Source organism: Leucobacter musarum subsp. musarum (assembly GCF_001273845.1).
In the GTDB taxonomy this organism is placed as follows: Bacteria; Actinomycetota; Actinomycetes; order Actinomycetales; family Microbacteriaceae; genus Leucobacter; species Leucobacter musarum.
Genome location: NZ_JHBW01000087.1, coordinates 289,575 through 307,307 on the forward strand (window position 1 = coordinate 289,575; position 17,733 = coordinate 307,307).

A 17,733-nucleotide genomic window follows, 5' to 3' on the forward strand; every position below is an offset into this window, starting at 1 on the left:
CGGGGCCGAATCCACCCTCACACCGGTAACCTTGGCGAGAACGTCTCGCTCGAGTTAGGCGTCGATGCGCTCGCGATCCAGGTCATCGGCATTCTCGATGATGAACTCCTTGCGCGGTGCCACATCGTTGCCCATGAGCAACTCGAAGATTTGCGAGGCCGAATGGGCATCTTCGACGCGAACGCGCCGCAGTGCACGATGCTCGCGATCCATCGTGGTCTCCGCGAGTTGATCGGCATCCATCTCGCCCAGGCCCTTGTAGCGCTGGATCGGCTCCTGATACTTCTTTCCGCGCTTCTTCAGATCAGCGAGCAATGCATTAAGTTCGCGTTCGCTGTACGTGTAGATCACATCATTGGGCTTCCGGCCGGCATTCTGCACGATGACGCGATGCAGCGGGGGCACGGCAGCGTACACGCGACCCGCTTCGAGCATCGGTCGCATGTAGCGGAAGAACAGCGTGAGCAGCAGTGTCCGAATGTGCGCACCATCGACGTCGGCGTCGCTCATCAGGATGACCTTGCCGTAGCGTGCGGATTCGAGTTCGAAGTCGCGCCCCGAACCTGCGCCGAGCACCTTGATAATGGCGCCGCACTCTGTGTTGTTGAGCATTTCGGCGACCGAAGCCTTCTGCACATTCAAAATCTTGCCGCGAATCGGAAGCAGCGCCTGGAACTCGCTGTCGCGCGCCGGGCGGGCCGTGCCGAGCGCGCTGTCACCCTCGACGATGAACAGTTCCGTCTCGGCGACCTCCTTGGAGCGGCAATCGATGAGTTTCGCCGGCAATGACGAGCTCTCCAGCGAACTCTTGCGCCGCGCGGTGTCGCGCTGCGCGCGCAACGCGATCCGCGCCTTCATCTCAGAGACCATCTTCTCGAGCAGCGCTGCCGTTTGGGTTTTGTCGGCCTTCTTCGAGGACTCGTAGCGCTCGGTCAGGCCCTGAACGATGGCTTTCGTCACGATCGCGCGCACGGCTGCAGTGCCGAGCACCTCTTTCGTCTGCCCCTCGAACTGGGGTTCGGGGACCCGCACGGTCACGACCGCGGTGAGTCCGGTCAGAATGTCATCCTTCTCCGGCTTGTCGCTGCCCGCTTTCAACTTCCGAGCGTTGGTCTCGATCTGCTTGCGGAAGAAGCGGGTCAGTCCCTGCTCGAAACCGGTGAGGTGCGTGCCGCCCTTGGGGGTCGAGATGATATTGACGAAACTCTGAATCTCGGTGTCGTACCCGGTTCCCCAGCGCAGTGCGACGTCAACCTCGCACTCGCGTTCGACCTCTCGTGAAACCAGATGACCCGTTTCCGCGTCCATGACAGGAACGGTCTCGCGGAACGTGCCCGTATCGGTGACGCGCCAAGTCTCGGTCAGCGGAGCATCGACCGCGAGGAAGTCGACGAACTCCGAAATGCCACCCTCGTACGCGAATTCATGCACCGGAGCGACACCGTCGTCGCCTCGGGATTCTGACCGTTCATCGGTGATCGCGATTGCCAGGCCCGGAACGAGGAACGCCGTCTGCCGCGCGCGCGCGACCAGCGACTCCGGCTCAAATCGTGCCGACGCCAAGAAGATCTGCGGGTCGGCCCAGTAGCGAACACGCGTTCCGGTCACCCCCCGTTTCACCTTGCCGACCACGCGGAGTTCAGACGCCTCTTCGAAGGGCGTAAAAGCGCTGTCCGGGCCATCGCCTGCGAAGATCCCGGGCTCACCGTGACGGAACGACATCGCCCAAGTCTTGCCCTCTCGGTCGACCTCGACGTCGAGTCGTGAGGAGAGCGCGTTCACCACAGACGCACCGACGCCGTGCAGGCCACCTGACGATTGGTAGCCACCGCCACCGAACTTTCCGCCCGCGTGCAACTTCGTGTAGACGAGCTCGACGCCGCTGAGCCCACTCTTGGGTTCGATATCGATGGGTACGCCGCGGCCGTTGTCGGCAACGGTCACGCTGCCATCATCGTGCAGCACCACGCCGATGGCGTTGCCGAAACCGCCCAGCGCTTCATCGACCGAGTTGTCGATGATTTCCCAGAGGCAGTGCATCAATCCACGCGAATCGGTGGTGCCGATATACATGCCCGGCCGCTTACGCACCGCTTCGAGCCCCTCGAGCACGGTGAGATGTCTCGCGGAATAGCTGGAATCTGCCACGACTCGGATCTCCTCAGGTTGATGACGGATCTACCCTAGGCCACACCACGGACATCGGCGGTCAGGCGATCCGGCGAGTGCCCAGGTCGAGTCCCCGGGCTACGCGGTCAGCGAACCACGGCGGCAGAATGCGGGAATTTTCGGGAGGTCGTGCTTGGATGGTGGCGTAGTGATGAAAGAAGAGGAGGATGCCATGACGACACTCGAGCAGGATCGAACCCAAGAGGTTGAGTCCGCAGATCGTCCCCTGAGTGCGCTGGACCGTTGCGATAGCTGCGGTGCGCAGGCATACGTCCGGGTGCTGCTGGGCGGAAGCGAATTGCTCTTCTGCGCGCATCACGCGAACAAGCACGAGTCAAAGCTGCGCCCGATGGCGGAGACCTGGCACGACGAGACCCATAAGCTCAACGCGTAACTCGCGAGACAGAAAGGGCCCCGGTGAAGTGATCTTCACCGGGGCCCTTTCTCATGTGCGTCGATCGACGCCGCGAATCACTCAGTCGAGGTAGTCGCGCAGCTGCTGGCTGCGCGACGGGTGCCGCAGCTTCGCCATCGTCTTCGATTCGATCTGGCGAATACGCTCACGCGTGACGCCGAAGGTGTCACCGATCTGGTCGAGCGTCTTCGGCATACCGTCGCCCAGTCCGAACCGCATGCGGATCACGCCTGCCTCGCGCTCCGAGAGCGAATCGAGCAGCTGTTCGAGCTGCTGCTGCAGCATCGTGAAGCCCACCGCGTCGGCAGGAACGACCGCTTCGGTGTCTTCAATGAGGTCACCGAACTCGCTGTCGCCGTCCTCACCGAGCGGCGTGTGCAGCGAAATGGGCTCGCGCCCGTACTTCTGCACCTCGACGACCTTCTCAGGGGTCATATCGAGCTCACGGCTCAGCTCTTCAGGCGTGGGCTCGCGACCGAGATCCTGCAGCATCTGCCGCTGCACGCGGGCGAGCTTATTGATGACCTCGACCATGTGCACCGGAATACGGATCGTGCGCGCCTGATCGGCCATTGCTCGCGTGATGGCCTGACGGATCCACCAGGTCGCATAGGTCGAGAACTTGAAGCCCTTGGTGTAGTCGAACTTCTCAACCGCGCGGATCAGACCCAAGTTGCCCTCTTGAATGAGGTCCAAGAACTGCATGCCGCGGCCCGTGTAGCGCTTTGCCAGCGAGACGACGAGGCGGAGGTTCGCTCCGAGCAGGTGGCTCTTCGCGCGCTGCCCGTCGCGGGCCACCCACTTGAGCTCGCGTTCGAGCTTCTTCGCCAGACCCTTCTCCGTCGAGAGCTTCTCTTCCGCGAAGAGGCCGGCCTCGATACGCATGGCGAGCTCGACTTCTTCAGCGGCGTTCAGCAACGCCACCTTACCGATCTGCTTCAGGTAATCTTTCACCGGATCGGCGGTCGCACCGGGAATCGCGGTCGTGATGGTCGGAACGTCTTCCTCGTCACCGGCCTTCAGCACGATCGCGCCGGTCGGCAGCGGCTCGGTGATCACCGGAGCCGCCTTCTCCTCTTCAGCGGCTTCGGCTTCTTCATCGACCTCGGGAGCGTCGAGATCGATCTCGTCCTCGGTCTTTTTCGTCGCGCGCTTCGCTTTGGTCGCGGCTGGCTTCTTCGCCGCCGTCGATGCCTTCTTCGCTGCAGCCGTGGTCTTCTTGGCTGCTGCCGTCTTGCGCGGAGCCGCAGTGGTCTCGGTCATCTCGCCGGCCTCCTCGGTCTGTCCTGCCTGCTGGGTCGCACCCGCTTTGGATGCTCGAGTCGTGGTCGTGGATGCAGTTGCCACGCAGCCGCCTCTCTCGTTCAGATCTCGGCCTGTGCTGACGGTGAAATCGCCGTCAGGTGCTCACAGCATGAAAACCCATGTCAAGCCCGGCGTATTCCCGCGAGCGAGAATAAGAGCCGGATTGCATGGGCTGCACATCAATTATTGCACGGACCCCAGGAAGTTCTTGCCACTCGACGCGCCGGGTGCTATTTTCACACCGCTTCTGGGGCGTCATCTTCGGGGCGTTGACGCTGATGCTCCGCAAGGTACCGTTCCAACTCGCTTGCGAGCTGGTCGGCCGTCGGAATCGAACCGTCTTCCGCGACCAAGGGCGATCGCGGGCTCTGGTCTTCCATGTATGCGTCATAGCGCTGCTCCAAGTTGCGCACCATCTCCGCGGACTCCTCGTTCTCCGCGATCTGCGTGTCGACCTGTGCGGTGAACTGTCGCGCCAGCCGTCGCACCTCGTCGGTGGGCAGAATGAGTCCGGTCGCCGCCATGATGCCGTCGAGCGCGGAGTACAGCGCATCGGGGTATTCCGTGTTCGCCAGATAGTGCGGGATCAGCAAGGCGAACCCAGCCACCTCTTCACCGAGCCCGTGCAAGCGATATTCGAGTACATGCGACGCCGAAGCCGAGAGCTTCGTGGTCGGCTTCCACACGGACCGCGCTTCGATCAGATCATCGCGGGAACCACTGACAGTCATCGAGATCGGCCGCGTGTGCGGCACGGGCATCGGGATCGCGTGCGACCAGACGGTGATCGAGACCTCAAACTCGTGCACGAGCAGCAGAACCGTGTCGATGAACTGCTCCCATCGGAAGTCGGGCTCGTAGCCGCTGAGCAGCAGGAACGGGGCACCGAGCTCGTCGTGCAACAAGGACAGCGTCAACTCTTCGGGGGCGTAGTCGACGAAGTGATCTTCATCGAACGTAATGATGGGACGTCGTGCCCGGTAGTCGAGCAGCAGATCGGCGTTGAACCGCACCAGTTCTTCGGGTTCACCGTGCTTCCACAGGAATTCTTCAAGCTGCGCGATGGCGCCGCCGGCATCACTCAGGCCCTGCATCGCCACGACCAGGGGCAGGCCGCGCGGTACCCGAGCTCGGCGTTCCGAGTAATCAGCAGAAAAGATCGATTCCGTCACGCTTCAATCCTACGAACGGCGCGCATCACGAGCCGCGAAATCATCACGCCCTCAGCGAAACCCTGCGCAATGGTACTCGGGCGCTCCGGTGTAGGCTGGTCGAGGCGCGCCCTGCACATTTCGGACGCCCTTCACATTGCGAGTATTCCGAGGGAGACCCCACTTGGCCGATCAGCAGTTTGACATCGTGGTTCTGGGCGGCGGAAGCGCCGGCTACGCCGCGGCGATCCGCGCGACGCAGCTGGGATTCAGCGCCGCCGTCATCGAAAAGGACAAGTTGGGCGGCACGTGCTTGCACCGCGGCTGCGTCCCGACGAAGGCGCTGCTGCACTCCGCAGAGATTGCCGATGTCGCTCGCGAAGGCGAGAAGTACGGCGTGCTGTCCAGCGTTTCGGGCGTCGATATCGCGGGCGTCACTCGGTTCCGCGAGAACCTCGTCGCCGGCAAGTTCAAGGGTCTCCAGGGGCTCCTGAAAGCCAACAACATCACGGTGATCGCGGGCGAGGGCAAGCTGGTTGCCGCGAACACGGTGCAGGTGGGCGAAGATCGCATCATCGGCAAGAACGTGGTGCTTGCGACGGGTTCTTTCTCGCGGTCACTCCCCGGCCTCGCCATCGAGGGTCGCGTGATCACGAGCGAGCAGGCTCTCGAGCTGCAGGAGATCCCGAAGCGCGTCGCCATTCTCGGCGGCGGCGTCATCGGCGTCGAATTCGCGAGTGTCTGGAAGTCGTTCGGTGCAGAAGTCACCATCATCGAGGGCCTCCCCCATCTCGTGCCGAACGAGGAGGAGTCCATCTCGAAGCAGCTTGAGCGCGCCTTCCGCAAGCGCGGCATCGACTTCAAGCTCGGCGTCCGCTTCCAGTCGGTCACCCAGGACGCCAACACCGTGACCGTCGCTCTCGAAGACGGCAACACCGTCGAGGCTGATTACCTGCTCGTCGCCGTCGGCCGCGGGCCCGTCACCCAGGGCCTCGGCTACGAAGAGGTCGGCATCGAAATGGACCGGGGCTTCGTGCTCACGAACGAGCGTCTCTCGACGAACGTCGCGGGCGTGTACGCCATCGGCGACATCGTTCCCGGACTGCAGCTCGCGCATCGCGGCTATCAGCAGGGCATCTTCGTTGCAGAGGAGATCGCGGGCCTCAACCCCGTCATCGTCGAAGACGTAAACATCCCGAAGGTCACGTACTGCGACCCCGAGATCGCTTCGGTCGGCCTGACCGAGGCGAAGGCAAAGGCGCAGTACGGCGACGACCGCGTGGTCAGCTACGAATACAACCTCGCCGGCAACGCGAAGAGCTCGATTCTCGGTACGGCGGGCAGCGTTAAGGCAGTGCGCGTCGTTGACGGCCCCGTCGTCGGCGTCCACATGGTCGGCGCCCGCGTCGGTGAGCTGGTCGGCGAAGCGCAGCTGATCGTGAACTGGGAGGCCTACCCCGAAGATGTTGCCCCCTTCGTGCACGGCCACCCGACGCAGAACGAGACGATCGGCGAGTCCATGTTGAAGCTCGCCGGCAAGCCGTTGCACGCCATCTAAGCGCTGCGCACAGACTGATTACTACGAACGGAGATATGCACGATGAGTGAATCGGTGGTCCTCCCCGCACTGGGCGAGAGCGTGACTGAGGGCACGGTGACCCGCTGGTTGAAGAACGTCGGCGACACCGTCGAGGTCGATGAACCGCTGCTTGAAGTCTCGACCGACAAGGTCGATACCGAGATCCCGTCGCCCGTCGCGGGCGTGCTCGAGGAGATTCTCGTGCAAGAGGACGAAACCGCTGAAGTGGGAGCAGTGCTCGCCAAGGTCGGAGACGGAAGCGGTTCTGCAGCAGCAGCGCCTGCAGCTTCCCCGGCCGAGGCCTCCTCGGCCCCTGAGCCGGTCGCGGCCGAGACGCCCGCAGCCGCAGAGCCCGCACCCGCGGCAGCGACGGCGACGGAGTCGGCACCTGCTCCCGCGGGCGGCGATTCGCAGAGCGTCACCCTGCCGTCACTCGGTGAGAGCATCACCGAGGGCACCGTCACCCGCTGGCTGAAGAGCGTCGGTGACACCGTCGACGTCGATGAGCCTCTGCTTGAGGTATCGACGGACAAGGTCGACACCGAAGTTCCCTCGCCGATCGCGGGGGTACTTCAGGAGATCCTCGTACAGGAAGACGAGACCATCGAGGTGGGCGCCGAACTCGCTCGCATTGGCAGCGGCTCGGCTCCGTCCGCACCGGCTGCTCAGGCACCGGTTGCTGAAGCCACTTCTGAGGCGCCCGCTGCGGCTCCGGCACCGGCCGCGCCCGCTGCTCCTGCTGCACCTGCACCTGCACCTGCACCTGCAGTCGAGGCTCCGGCCAGCACCGCTCCGGCTGCTCCGGCTCCCGCGGCGTCCCACGCCGCTCCCGACGAAACCGAGAGCAACGCCGGGTACGTCACGCCAATCGTCCGCAAGCTGGCGAACGAGAAGGGTGTCGATCTCGGCACCATCTCCGGCACCGGCGTTGGCGGTCGAATCCGCAAGGAGGACGTGCTGGCAGCTGCAGAGCGAGTCGCGACACCCGCAGGTGCAGCAAGCGCGGCTCCTGCGGCATCGACTCCGACGGTCGAGGTGTCCGAGCTGCGCGGCACGACGCAGAAGATGAGCCGTCTCCGCAAGGTGATCGCTGAGCGCGCGGTGGCGTCGCTGCAGTCGACTGCTCAGCTCACAACCGTGGTCGAAGTTGACGTGACGCGCATTGCCCAGCTGCGGCAGAAGAAGAAGGACGAGTTCCTGGCGAAGTCCGGCTCGAAGCTTTCGTTCCTGCCGTTCTTCGCACTCGCGGCGGCGGAAGCGCTTCGCACCTACCCGATCATCAACGCCACGGTCGACGGCGACTCGATCGTCTACCCCGACACCGAGAACATCAGCATCGCTGTTGATACCGAGCGCGGGCTGCTCACGCCGGTGCTGCGGGAGGCAGGCGAGAAGAATCTCGCTCAGATCTCGGGCGAAATTGCCGACCTCGCGGCGCGCACGCGCGACAACAAGCTCACGCCTGATGAGCTCAGCGGTGGCACTTTCACGCTTACGAACACGGGATCGCGTGGGGCGCTCTTCGACACCCCGCTCGTCTTCCTGCCGCAGGTCGCGATTCTCGGCACCGGCGCAGTCGTGAAGAAGCCGGTCGTCATCTCGGGCCCCGAGGGTGATTCCATCTCGGTGCGTTCGACCGTGTACCTCGCGCTCTCGTACGATCACCGAATCGTCGATGGCGCGGACGCGGCGCGCTTCCTGTCGCTCGTGCGCGAACGGCTCGAGGCCGGACAGTTCGAGGGCAACCTCGGAATCTAAGGCGTCTGGGCTCACGCCCGCCCCGTCACGCGCTGCGCCGCGGTCGTTCTCTGAATCGATCGCGGCGCAGCGCGTTTTCCGTCGAAACCACAGCGCTCCTCGGCGGCCAATCGTGATCGGCGAACTCGAACGTTCGTTCGCACACCTCAGCGACCGCCTCGCGCGCCCGTTCGACAGACCACGGGTGTCGAGGGTTCGCCAGCTCTGCGGCGGCGAGACCGATCGCGTCGCCCAGAATGTCTGCGACTGCCACGGTGTCAGCCTGTCGGAGCATGCGTCGGAGTTCGTGCATCGGCAAGCCGAGCCCTGCGCAGCCCACATCGTGGCCTGATTTTCGGTGCCTGCGTTCGGCGCCTCTCGGTACTCCGCAGCTCCCCGTTGCGCGGCGCTCCCACGCCGATTCGAGCCACTGCCAGGCCGTGCTCACGAGTGCCTGTGCCGCGCCGGCACGCGCCGTGTTCGGCGAGCGCGGCCGAAAGCGCGCAGCACCTCGCGCCAGATCAGGCTCAGTACGCGAGGTCGATCCCTGGTTCATGTGTGGCAGTCTGCCGCGCGATCGGCCATTGCCCCGTGTGCTCGTGCGCGAACGTGGACAAGTCAAGCGCTACGGCTCCGAACGGTAGGTGTGAGCGCGTCAAGCTTTTCTGAGCGCCGGTCCGCTCGCAGTGCGTCAACACTCCCCTCGTTTGCCGGTATCCTGGAGGGTATGGCAGCAGAGCAGGCGAAGCGCAACGGCCGCATTCGGCAGATGATCGAGATTTACCGCACTACGAAGGTGCACGATACGAATCTGCCGTGGATCCTGCTGCTGTGCTTCATCGCTCCGATTCTCGTGGCGGTGTTCCTCGCCTGGCTGCTTCCCGGCAGCTGGTTCGCGTGGGTGTTGTGGCCGATCACCGGCGTACTCGTCGGCATCCTCCTGGTGATGATCGTGCTGGGCCGTCGCGCAGAGCACACCGCGTATGAGCAGATCTCCGGTCGCCCGGGCGCCGTGGGCGCGGTCGTACAGAGCGCGCTGCGTCGATCCTGGCGCGGCTCCGAGGTTCCAGTCGCAATCAACCGCGCGCAGGATGCGGTGTACCGCGTCGTCGGCCGCGGTGGTGTCGTGCTCATCTCTGAAGGTTCGAAACAACGCACGCAGCGCATGGCCGCAGACGAAGAGCGCAAAGTGAAGCGCGCACTCCGCAATGTTTCCGTTGTGCATTTGTATGTCGGGCCTGATGGAGATGGGGTGCCGCTGCCGAAGCTGTCGCGCACGCTCGTCAAGCTCAAGACGGTCATGAGTCGTGCAGAAGTCGACGCCGTGCACAGTCGGCTTTCCTCGCTGCAGAGCACCCCGGTCGGCATCCCCAAGGGCATGGATCCGAACCGCGTCCGTTCACAGCGACCCCGGTAACCGATGCCCGCATCGTCCCCGCAGCGATTCGGAGAACTCGAACCCAGCGAGTGGCCTGGCGAACGGCTCGGACTCCCGGAGACGGGGCAGCGTTCGGTAGCTCGCTTCGGTCGTCGAGTTCTTGCGATCCTGATCGATTGGGCACTTGCCGCCCTCCCGGCGTACCTGTTGATCGGCGGATTGCACCCCGAGCTCTGGAACGTTGTCGTCTTCGCGGTCATGCAGGTTGTGTTCATTCCGACGATCGGCGGGTCTCTCGGCCACCGACTGCTCGGCTTGCGCGTTGTGCCGCTGACCGGCGGGTGGGTCGGCCTGTGGCGCCCGGTCGTTCGCACGCTGCTGCTCTGCCTCGTCATCCCCGTACTGGTATGGGACTCAGATCAGCGTGCATTCCACGACAAGATCGCCGGAACCGTGCTCGTCCGCGGCTAATCGCGCCGCCTCAGCCGTGTTCGCCAAGCACCAGCCGATGAACATCGCGTAACACGCGCGAAACATGGGACTCATGGTTCTGAAATCATGCTCGCGTAGGGTGGAACCACACGATCGGCGCGCTGAGGAACCGAATGCCTCCGGCCGAACAACACCCGAGGAGCAGCATGTTCACTACCCCGCAGGAAGTCATCGACTTCATCAAGGAAACCGACGTCAAGTTCGTCGACATTCGTTTCACCGATCTGCCGGGGGTGCAGCAGCACTTCAACATCCCCGCAGCGACGGTAGATGATGATTTCTTCGAGGTCGGCCAGATGTTCGATGGCTCTTCCATCCGCGGGTTCGCCGGCATCGCCGAGTCTGACATGCAGCTCATCCCTGACGTCACGACGGCGTACCTCGACCAGTTCCGCGCCGAGCGCACGCTGATCGTGATCTGCGACATCTTCAACCCGCGCACGGGCGAGATCTACTCCAAGGACCCCCGCCAGGTCGCCAAGAAGGCCGAGCAGTACCTGGCTTCGACCGGCATCGCCGACACCGCGTTCTTCGCCCCTGAGGCCGAGTTCTACATTCTGGATTCCGTGCGGTACGAGACGACGCCGCGTCGCACGATGTACGAAATCGACTCCGAAGAGGCGAACTGGAACTCGGCCCGCAAGATCGAAGGCGGCAACCTCGGCAACACCACCCCCGACAAGGGCGGTTACTTCCCCGTCTCCCCCGTCGACAAGCAGGCGGATCTGCGTGACGACATCTCGCTGCGCCTCATCGAAGCCGGACTCGAGCTGGAGCGCTCGCACCACGAGGTGGGCGCACCCGGCCAGGCGGAGATCAACTACCGCTTCGACACCCTCGTCAAGGCCGCCGACGATGTCCTGAAGTTCAAGTACGTGGTGAAGAACACGGCCGAGCTCTGGGGCAAGACTGCGACCTTCATGCCGAAGCCGGTCTTTGGCGACAACGGCTCGGGCATGCACACGCACATGTCGCTCTGGAAGGGTGGCGAGCCCCTCTTCTATGACGAGAACGGCTACGCGCAGCTTTCCGACATCGCCCGCTGGTACATCGGCGGCATCCTGCACCACGCACCCGCGCTCCTCGCATTCACGAACCCGACGATCAACAGCTACCGTCGCCTGGTCAAGGGCTACGAGGCTCCGGTGAACCTGGCCTACTCGGCAGGCAACCGCTCGGCCGCAGTGCGCATCCCCCTGACCGGGTCGAACCCCAAGGCGAAGCGCATCGAGTTCCGCGCTCCCGACGCGTCGGGCAACCCGTACCTCGCGTTCGCTGCTCAGATGATGGCGGGCCTCGACGGCATTCGCAACCGCATCGAGCCGATGGATCCGATCGACAAGGATCTCTACGAGCTGCCCCCCGAGGAGGCCAAGAACATTCCTCAGGTTCCCGGATCGCTCGACGAGGCCCTCGACGCACTGTCGGCCGACCACCAGTTCCTGCTCGAGGGCGGCGTCTTCACGGAAGAGCTCGTCGAGACCTGGATCTCGTACAAGCGTGAGAATGAGATCGCTCCGATGGCGCTCCGCCCGCACCCGTTCGAGTTCGAGCTCTACTACGGCGTCTGATCTCTCGGAGATACGAGTGAGCCCCGCTGACCTGCGCAGGTCAGCGGGGCTCACTCGTTCGTGCCGACGACGTCATCGTCTTCGGGTGGGAGGGACTTAGGACTCGAGTTCGTCTTCGAACTCGGCGCCGTCTTCTGCGAGCAACGCCTCAAGGAATGTTTGTAAGTACTGCACAACGATCAAGTTACACTTCGATAACGAATTGCGCTAGCCCCGAGTGTGAACGCCGTGTAAATATTGCATGGCGTGACGGCGGAGGTCGCCCATGCGCCGAAGCATCGAATCAGTGCAACGGGAATCGGGGGTCGTCGTCGTATCCGAAGAATTCTCGATTCACCACGGCACGCGCGCGACGGGCTACCCCGAACCACTGCTCCTCGAGCTCAGACGTACGATCGCGCGGAAGGCCGAGTACGCCGGCGATTCCTGCGAGATCGTTCCAATCGGTCGGCAGCGAATCCGAGCCACGCCCGGTCCAGAGCTTTAACGCGGTGCGCACCCGGCTCGCGAATCTCCACGATTCGAGCAGGTGTTTCGCATCTTCCGGCGTGAGGAGGTCGAGCTCGGTGGCTGCACTGAGCGCCCCCACCGTTGACACCGTTCTGAGCTCAGGATGCTGTGACGCACCACGCAGTTGCAGCAGCTGCACCAGCCACTCGACATCGCTGATCCCACCGGGCCCCAGTTTCAGATGGCGCTTGGGATCGGCGCCGCGCGGGAGGCGCTCCGCTTCGACACGAGCCTTGATGCGTCGCACCTCGCGAGTCTCCGCATCTCCGAATTCAGCAGGATAGCGAATCTCGTCGGCGAGCGCGATGAAGTCAGCGCCGAGTTGTGCGTCGCCGGCGACGAAGCGGGCGCGCAGGAGCGCCTGCGCTTCCCAGGTCACCGACCATCGCTCGTAGTAGGCGCGTGACGCGTCCAGGCTCCGGGCCAAAGGCCCGTTCTTGCCCTCGGGGCGCAGGTCGAAGTCGAGATCGACGGGAAAGCGCGGATCGGCGACGGCACGCCGGAGCTCTGAGATGAGTCGAACCGCCTCGCGGGCAGCGGTGTCGTTCGGCGTGCCCGATCCGGCCCGATAAATGGCGACCAGGTCGATGTCTGACGCGAACCCGAGCTCGCGCCCACCGTATCGCCCCATGCCGATGAGCGCGATCTCGAGGCCGTGCGGAGAGCCGGGTGATGCTTCGGCGCGAATGGCGAGGAGCAGGGCGTCGAGCAGCGCCGTGTGCGCGGCGTCCAGCCCCGCTGCAACGGCCGCATCGTCGATGGCACCGACCACGCGCCCGAGCGCCAGGCGAAGCACTTCGCGTCGGTGCACGGTGCGTAATGCGGTCGCTGCGGAATCGAGGCCTGCGCGGCGCGAGGCGATGGCGCGCATCTCGTCGAAGAGCATCGGCAGCGGCATCGGTTGCAAGCGTTCGTCGCGCTCCAACCAGGCGACGGCCTCGGGCACCGATTCGAGCAGGTCGGCGGCAAACCGGGAGTTCGAGAGCACACGCATGAGACGTTCGGCTGCCTCGGTTCCGTCGCGCAGCAGTCGGAGATACCAGGGCGACTCCCGATTTGCTTCACTGACCCGACGAAACGCCAGCAGGCCGAAATCGGGGTCGGTTCCCTCGGCCAACCACTGCAGGAGAACGGGCATGAGGTTGCGCTGGATACGAGCGCGACGGGTGGTGCCGCGCGTCAGCGCCGCCATATGTCGCATCGCTCCGTCGGGGTCTGAGAAGCCGATGCTCGTGAGTCGGGCCCGAGCCGCTTCGCTGCCGAGTACGAGCTCCTCCTCCGGCAGCGCCGCAACGGCACTCAGCAGTGGGGCGTAGAAGATCTTGACGTGCAGTTCACGCACTTCTCGTTTAATGCGCTCCCAGTGCTGCTGCAAGTCTGGAGCACTCTTCGCGAGTCCGCTGGCACGGGCGAGCACGCGAAGTCCGTGCTCATCGACGGGCATGAGCGCGGTGCGGCGAAGATCGCGCAGCTGCAGTCGGTGCTCAAGCACCCGAAGCTGCCGATAATCCGCGGCGAGTCGGTCGCCGTCTCCTCGTGCAATGTATCCGCCCTCGACCAGCGCGCGCAGGGCAGGCAAGGTACCGGCGACGTGGAGGCGATCGTCGTACTGACCATGCACGAGCTGCAGCAGTTGGGCGCTGAACTCGATGTCGCGCAGCCCTCCGGGGCCGAGCTTCAACTGCACATCGAGGTCTGTATCGGCAATGTGCTCGGTCACGCGTTCGCGCATCCGCTGCACCGACCCGACGAAGTCGTCACGATTGGCTGACGCCCAGACGCCCTCACGGGTCTGCGCCACGAACTCGCCCGCGAGCTCGAGGTCTCCGGCGAGGGGCCGAGCCTTGAGCAGCGCCTGAAATTCCCACGCCTTGGCCCAGCGATCGTAGTACGAACGCATGGAGCTCAGTGTGCGCACGAGTGCTCCGTGCCGCCCCTCGGGTCGCAGGTTCGCGTCGAGTTGCCACAGGGGCGGCTCGACCGCGGGGTCATGGATGCCGCGCATCACTTCGCTCGCGAGCCGCGTACCCAGCCGGATCAGCGCATCGCCGTCGAGCACATCGTCGTCTGCGCTGTCGACGACGAACACCACGTCGACGTCCGAGACGACGTTGAGTTCACCGGCACCGCACTTGCCCATCGCCACGATGCCCAAACGCAATGCGTCGAGCCGCTCCCGGCTCACCGCCGGGCCAGATGCACCCGTGGCGAACGTCGCGCGCGCGACCGTCAACGAGGCATCGATGGCCGCTGCGGCGAGGCCCGAGAGTGACGCGGCGACGTCTTCGAAGACCTCGGTGGCCACACCTCGACGTCCGGCGTCGAGGTCGTAGAGCATCAGTGTGGCGAGGAGTTCTCGATACCGTGCGCGCAGCGCGATCCAGCCCGATTCACCGCACCTCACCGCACCGTCGGAGGTGTCGATGACTGCCTCGGCGAGCTCGGCCCGCGCACGTTCGGCTTCGATCACCGCCCCACCGTCGCGCAAGATTTCGACCAGGCGGTTCGGGTGCCGTGCGAAAAAATCGCCCAGGGCCGGTGACGCACCCACGAGCAGGCACAATCTGCCGAATTCGTCGAAGTCGATCTCGCTCAGCACGCCCCGGTGCTGATCCGCCAGCTCACGCACCCGGCGAAGCGCGGCGTCGGGATCGGCGGCAGCGGTCAACGCCGGGAGAAACTCGCTCGGCACGTAGCCGAGCTGCGCCCCCAGCGCGGTCAGCGAGTCGCGGGCCTCGCCGAGGTCTTGAAACCCCGCACGTGCGATCTCGGAAAGGGTGATCGTCGCGTGCTCCCGTGCCATACGTCCAGACTACGCGTCAGATGGTGTCGAGCATCGACGACAGCTCGTACGGCGTCACCTGGCTGCGGTACTCGGCGACTTCGCGGCGCTTGTCGCGGATGAAGTAGGCGAAGACCTGCTCCCCGAGTGTTTCGGCGACCAGTTCGGATCGCTCCATCACGGCGAGCGCGTGGTCCAGGCTTGTCGGCAGCGGGTCGAACCCCATGGCCCGACGCTCGCCATCGCTGAGCGCCCAGACGTTGTTCTCGGCCTCGGGCGGCAGCTCGTACTCCTCGCGGATGCCCTTCAAGCCTGCGGCGAGCAGCATCGAGAATCCGAGATACGGGTTCACTGCGCTGTCCATGCCGCGGTACTCGACGCGTGCGGCGTCGCCCTTACCCGGCTTGTACATCGGTACGCGCACGAGTGCAGAGCGGTTGTTGTGCCCCCAGCTCACGAATGACGGAGCCTCGTCGCCGCCCCACAGACGCTTGTACGAGTTGATGTACTGGTTGGTGACCGCGGTGATCTCGGGGGCGTGGCGCAGCAGGCCGGCGATGAACCGACGACCGGTCTGTGAGATCTGGTATTTGGCGCCCGGGTCGTAGAACGCATTCGTGTCGCCCTCGAGCAACGAGAGGTGCGTGTGCATGCCCGAGCCCGGGTGCCCCGCGAGCGGCTTCGGCATGAAGGTCGCGTGCACGCCCTGCGCAATGGCGACCTCTTTGACGACCGTGCGGAACGTCATGATGTTATCGGCGGTCGTCAACGCATCGGCGTAGCGCAGGTCGATCTCGTTCTGGCCCGGACCGGCCTCGTGGTGGCTGAACTCCACCGAGATGCCGAGCTCTTCCAGCATGTTGACGCTCTCGCGCCGGAAATCGTGCGCTGTTCCGCCGGGAACGTTGTCGAAGTAGCCCGCACGGTCCACGGGAACCGGCCCACGATCATCGAAGTCCTTCGACTTCAGCAGGTAGAACTCGATCTCGGGATGCGTGTAGAAGGAGAACCCCTCTTCCGCGGCGGTGGCGAGCGTGCGCTTGAGCACGTTGCGCGGATCCGCAACGGCGGGTTCTCCGTTCGGCGTGCGTATGTCACAGAACATGCGGGCGGTCGGCGCCGACTGGCTGCGCCAGGGCAGCAGCTGGAAGGTTGAGGGATCCGGAACCGCGAGCAGATCGGACTCGTACGCGCGCGTCAGGCCCTCGATGGCCGAGCCATCGAAGCCGATGCCCTCACTGAACGCCCCCTCGACCTCAGCCGGTGCGAGCGCGACTGACTTCAGCGTGCCCGAGACGTCGCTGAACCACAGCCGAACGAACCTGACACCGCGCTCCTCGATCGTGCGCAGAACAAAATCTCGCTGCTTGCTCACGCTTCCTCCGTCCGTTGCTCAGGATGTTGCACTCGTGCGCGCCGCCCGGAAAGGCATACGCGCGCCGCTGGCCTCAGACTATCCCGCGACCATGACGATCGTGTTACGTCTCAGTCGTCGGCCGATTCTTCTTCGCGCCAGGCGCGAGCGCGCTCGGCGACGATCTCGTTGGCGCGCGCCGCCTCTTCGCGTGTGGCGAACGGGCCGATGCGATCGACCGAGAGCGATTGCGGCCCCTCTTCGATGTCGCCGGTGCGCGAGTTGTACCAGTACGTCTCCGAAGGATCCTCGATCCCCCACTCTCGCTTGCTCATCGTTCTCTTCCTTCTGCGCTCTCGCGCTGCCAGATGACGTTCGCGGTCGGCGGTGCCGAACGTACTTCCTAGACTAGAGGCATGCCTTTCGACGCACACGGCCATCTCGTACCCGGCACTCGCCCCGCACCGCGCGCAGTGCCCGCGGCGATCACACGGCCGCCCTATGTCGGCCTCGCTGTGCCGCCGCCCTACGTCGGCGACAACACCTACTCCGAGCAAGAAATCGATCGCATTCGAACAGCCGGGCGCATCGCGTCGGGGGCGCTCGACGTAGTAGGCGCGGCCGTGCGACCGGGCGTGACCACGGCCGAGTTGGATCGCGTGGCGCACGACTACGTGATCGCTCAGGGCGCGTACCCCTCGACGCTCGGGTATCGGGGCTACCCCGCATCGTCATGCACCTCGGTCAACGAGGTCATCTGCCACGGGATCCCTGACGATACCGTGCTGCGCGACGGCGACCTCGTCAACGTGGATGTGACCGCCTACCTCGATGGCGTGCACGGCGACACGAACCGCACCTATCGCGTCGGCGAGGTTTCCGAAGAGATCGACCTGCTCATCGAGCGCACCCACGAGGCGATGCTGCGTGGAATTCGCGCGGCGAAGCCGGGTCGCGAAGTCAACGTCATCGGCCGCGTCATCGAAACGTATGCGAAACGCTTCGGCTACGGCGTGGTGCGCGACTTCACGGGCCACGGCGTCGGCACCTCGTTCCACAGCGGGCTCATCATCCCCCACTACGACTCTGCACCGGCGTACAACGATGTGATCGTGCCCGGCATGGTGTTCACGGTCGAGCCGATGCTGACCCTCGGTACGCACGAGTGGGAGCAGTGGGATGACGGCTGGACGGTCACCACGCGAGACCGCAGCATCACCGCGCAGTTCGAGCACACCGTGGTGATTCGCGAGGACGGGTTCGAGCTGCTGACCGTGTCGGGCGACTGAC

The 17,733-nt window shown here is 64.6% G+C and carries 14 protein-coding genes; 8 read left to right on the forward strand and 6 right to left on the reverse strand.

Translation table 11 applies throughout. The annotated features are described in order from the left end of the window. Positions 1-54: 54 nt before the first annotated feature. Entirely contained in the window at positions 55-2,148 is a 2,094-nt protein-coding gene (locus CH42_RS10350) for a DNA gyrase/topoisomerase IV subunit B (RefSeq protein WP_053353095.1), read from the reverse strand. 193 nt (positions 2,149-2,341) lie between these two features. Here CH42_RS10350 and CH42_RS10355 point away from each other — a divergent pair, with 193 nt between their 5' ends. After that, positions 2,342-2,563 (forward strand): DUF7455 domain-containing protein, encoded by a 222-nt coding sequence (locus tag CH42_RS10355; RefSeq protein WP_053353570.1) that lies wholly within the window; start codon positions 2,342-2,344, stop codon positions 2,561-2,563. Between the two features lie 81 nt (positions 2,564-2,644). Here the strand turns inward: CH42_RS10355 and CH42_RS10360 are convergent, their stop codons facing one another. Further along, complete coding sequence (locus tag CH42_RS10360; protein WP_053353096.1) at positions 2,645-3,931, reverse strand: RNA polymerase sigma factor; 1,287 nt, start codon at positions 3,929-3,931, stop codon at positions 2,645-2,647. Positions 3,932-4,125: 194 nt separating this feature from the next. Beyond that, positions 4,126-5,061, reverse strand: coding sequence for a proteasome assembly chaperone family protein (locus CH42_RS10365; protein WP_053353097.1), 936 nt, complete (start codon positions 5,059-5,061; stop codon positions 4,126-4,128). 163 nt (positions 5,062-5,224) lie between these two features. On the opposite strand from CH42_RS10365, the gene lpdA reads away from it, so the two are divergent. The 6 genes from lpdA to glnA (CH42_RS10395) all read left to right on the forward strand — a co-directional run bounded on the left by lpdA (position 5,225) and on the right by glnA (CH42_RS10395) (position 11,797). Beyond that, entirely contained in the window at positions 5,225-6,598 is a 1,374-nt protein-coding gene (gene lpdA / locus CH42_RS10370; protein ID WP_053353098.1) for a dihydrolipoyl dehydrogenase, read from the forward strand. A gap of 42 nt (positions 6,599-6,640) precedes the next feature. Continuing rightward, on the forward strand, positions 6,641-8,377 hold the full coding sequence (sucB, locus tag CH42_RS10375; RefSeq protein WP_053353099.1) for a 2-oxoglutarate dehydrogenase, E2 component, dihydrolipoamide succinyltransferase: 1,737 nt from the start codon (positions 6,641-6,643) through the stop codon (positions 8,375-8,377). A gap of 112 nt (positions 8,378-8,489) precedes the next feature. Next, positions 8,490-8,708, forward strand: a complete 219-nt coding sequence (locus CH42_RS16785; protein ID WP_156322535.1) for a hypothetical protein — start codon at positions 8,490-8,492, stop codon at positions 8,706-8,708. A 375-nt stretch (positions 8,709-9,083) separates the two neighbouring features. Further along, on the forward strand, positions 9,084-9,773 hold the full coding sequence (locus CH42_RS10385; RefSeq protein WP_053353101.1) for a DUF4191 domain-containing protein: 690 nt from the start codon (positions 9,084-9,086) through the stop codon (positions 9,771-9,773). A 3-nt stretch (positions 9,774-9,776) separates the two neighbouring features. Further along, complete coding sequence (locus tag CH42_RS10390; protein WP_053353102.1) at positions 9,777-10,205, forward strand: RDD family protein; 429 nt, start codon at positions 9,777-9,779, stop codon at positions 10,203-10,205. A gap of 167 nt (positions 10,206-10,372) precedes the next feature. Beyond that, positions 10,373-11,797: a type I glutamate--ammonia ligase gene (gene glnA, locus CH42_RS10395; protein WP_053353103.1), complete on the forward strand. Its 1,425-nt coding sequence runs from the start codon at positions 10,373-10,375 to the stop codon at positions 11,795-11,797. 283 nt (positions 11,798-12,080) lie between these two features. On the opposite strand, the gene CH42_RS10400 is transcribed toward glnA (CH42_RS10395), so the two are convergent. From CH42_RS10400 to CH42_RS10410, 3 genes are all read right to left on the reverse strand, one after another. Then, positions 12,081-15,110, reverse strand: a complete 3,030-nt coding sequence (locus tag CH42_RS10400) for a bifunctional [glutamine synthetase] adenylyltransferase/[glutamine synthetase]-adenylyl-L-tyrosine phosphorylase (protein ID WP_053353104.1) — start codon at positions 15,108-15,110, stop codon at positions 12,081-12,083. A gap of 16 nt (positions 15,111-15,126) precedes the next feature. Beyond that, positions 15,127-16,464: a type I glutamate--ammonia ligase gene (gene glnA, locus CH42_RS10405; RefSeq protein ID WP_053353105.1), complete on the reverse strand. Its 1,338-nt coding sequence runs from the start codon at positions 16,462-16,464 to the stop codon at positions 15,127-15,129. Between the two features lie 110 nt (positions 16,465-16,574). After that, on the reverse strand, positions 16,575-16,778 hold the full coding sequence (locus CH42_RS10410; RefSeq protein WP_053353106.1) for a hypothetical protein: 204 nt from the start codon (positions 16,776-16,778) through the stop codon (positions 16,575-16,577). Between the two features lie 81 nt (positions 16,779-16,859). Here CH42_RS10410 and map point away from each other — a divergent pair, with 81 nt between their 5' ends. Then, the gene (map, locus tag CH42_RS10415; protein ID WP_053353107.1) at positions 16,860-17,732 is read left to right on the forward strand and encodes a type I methionyl aminopeptidase; all 873 of its coding nucleotides are present in this window, start codon (positions 16,860-16,862) and stop codon (positions 17,730-17,732) included. The last annotated feature ends 1 nt before the right edge of the window (position 17,733 follow it).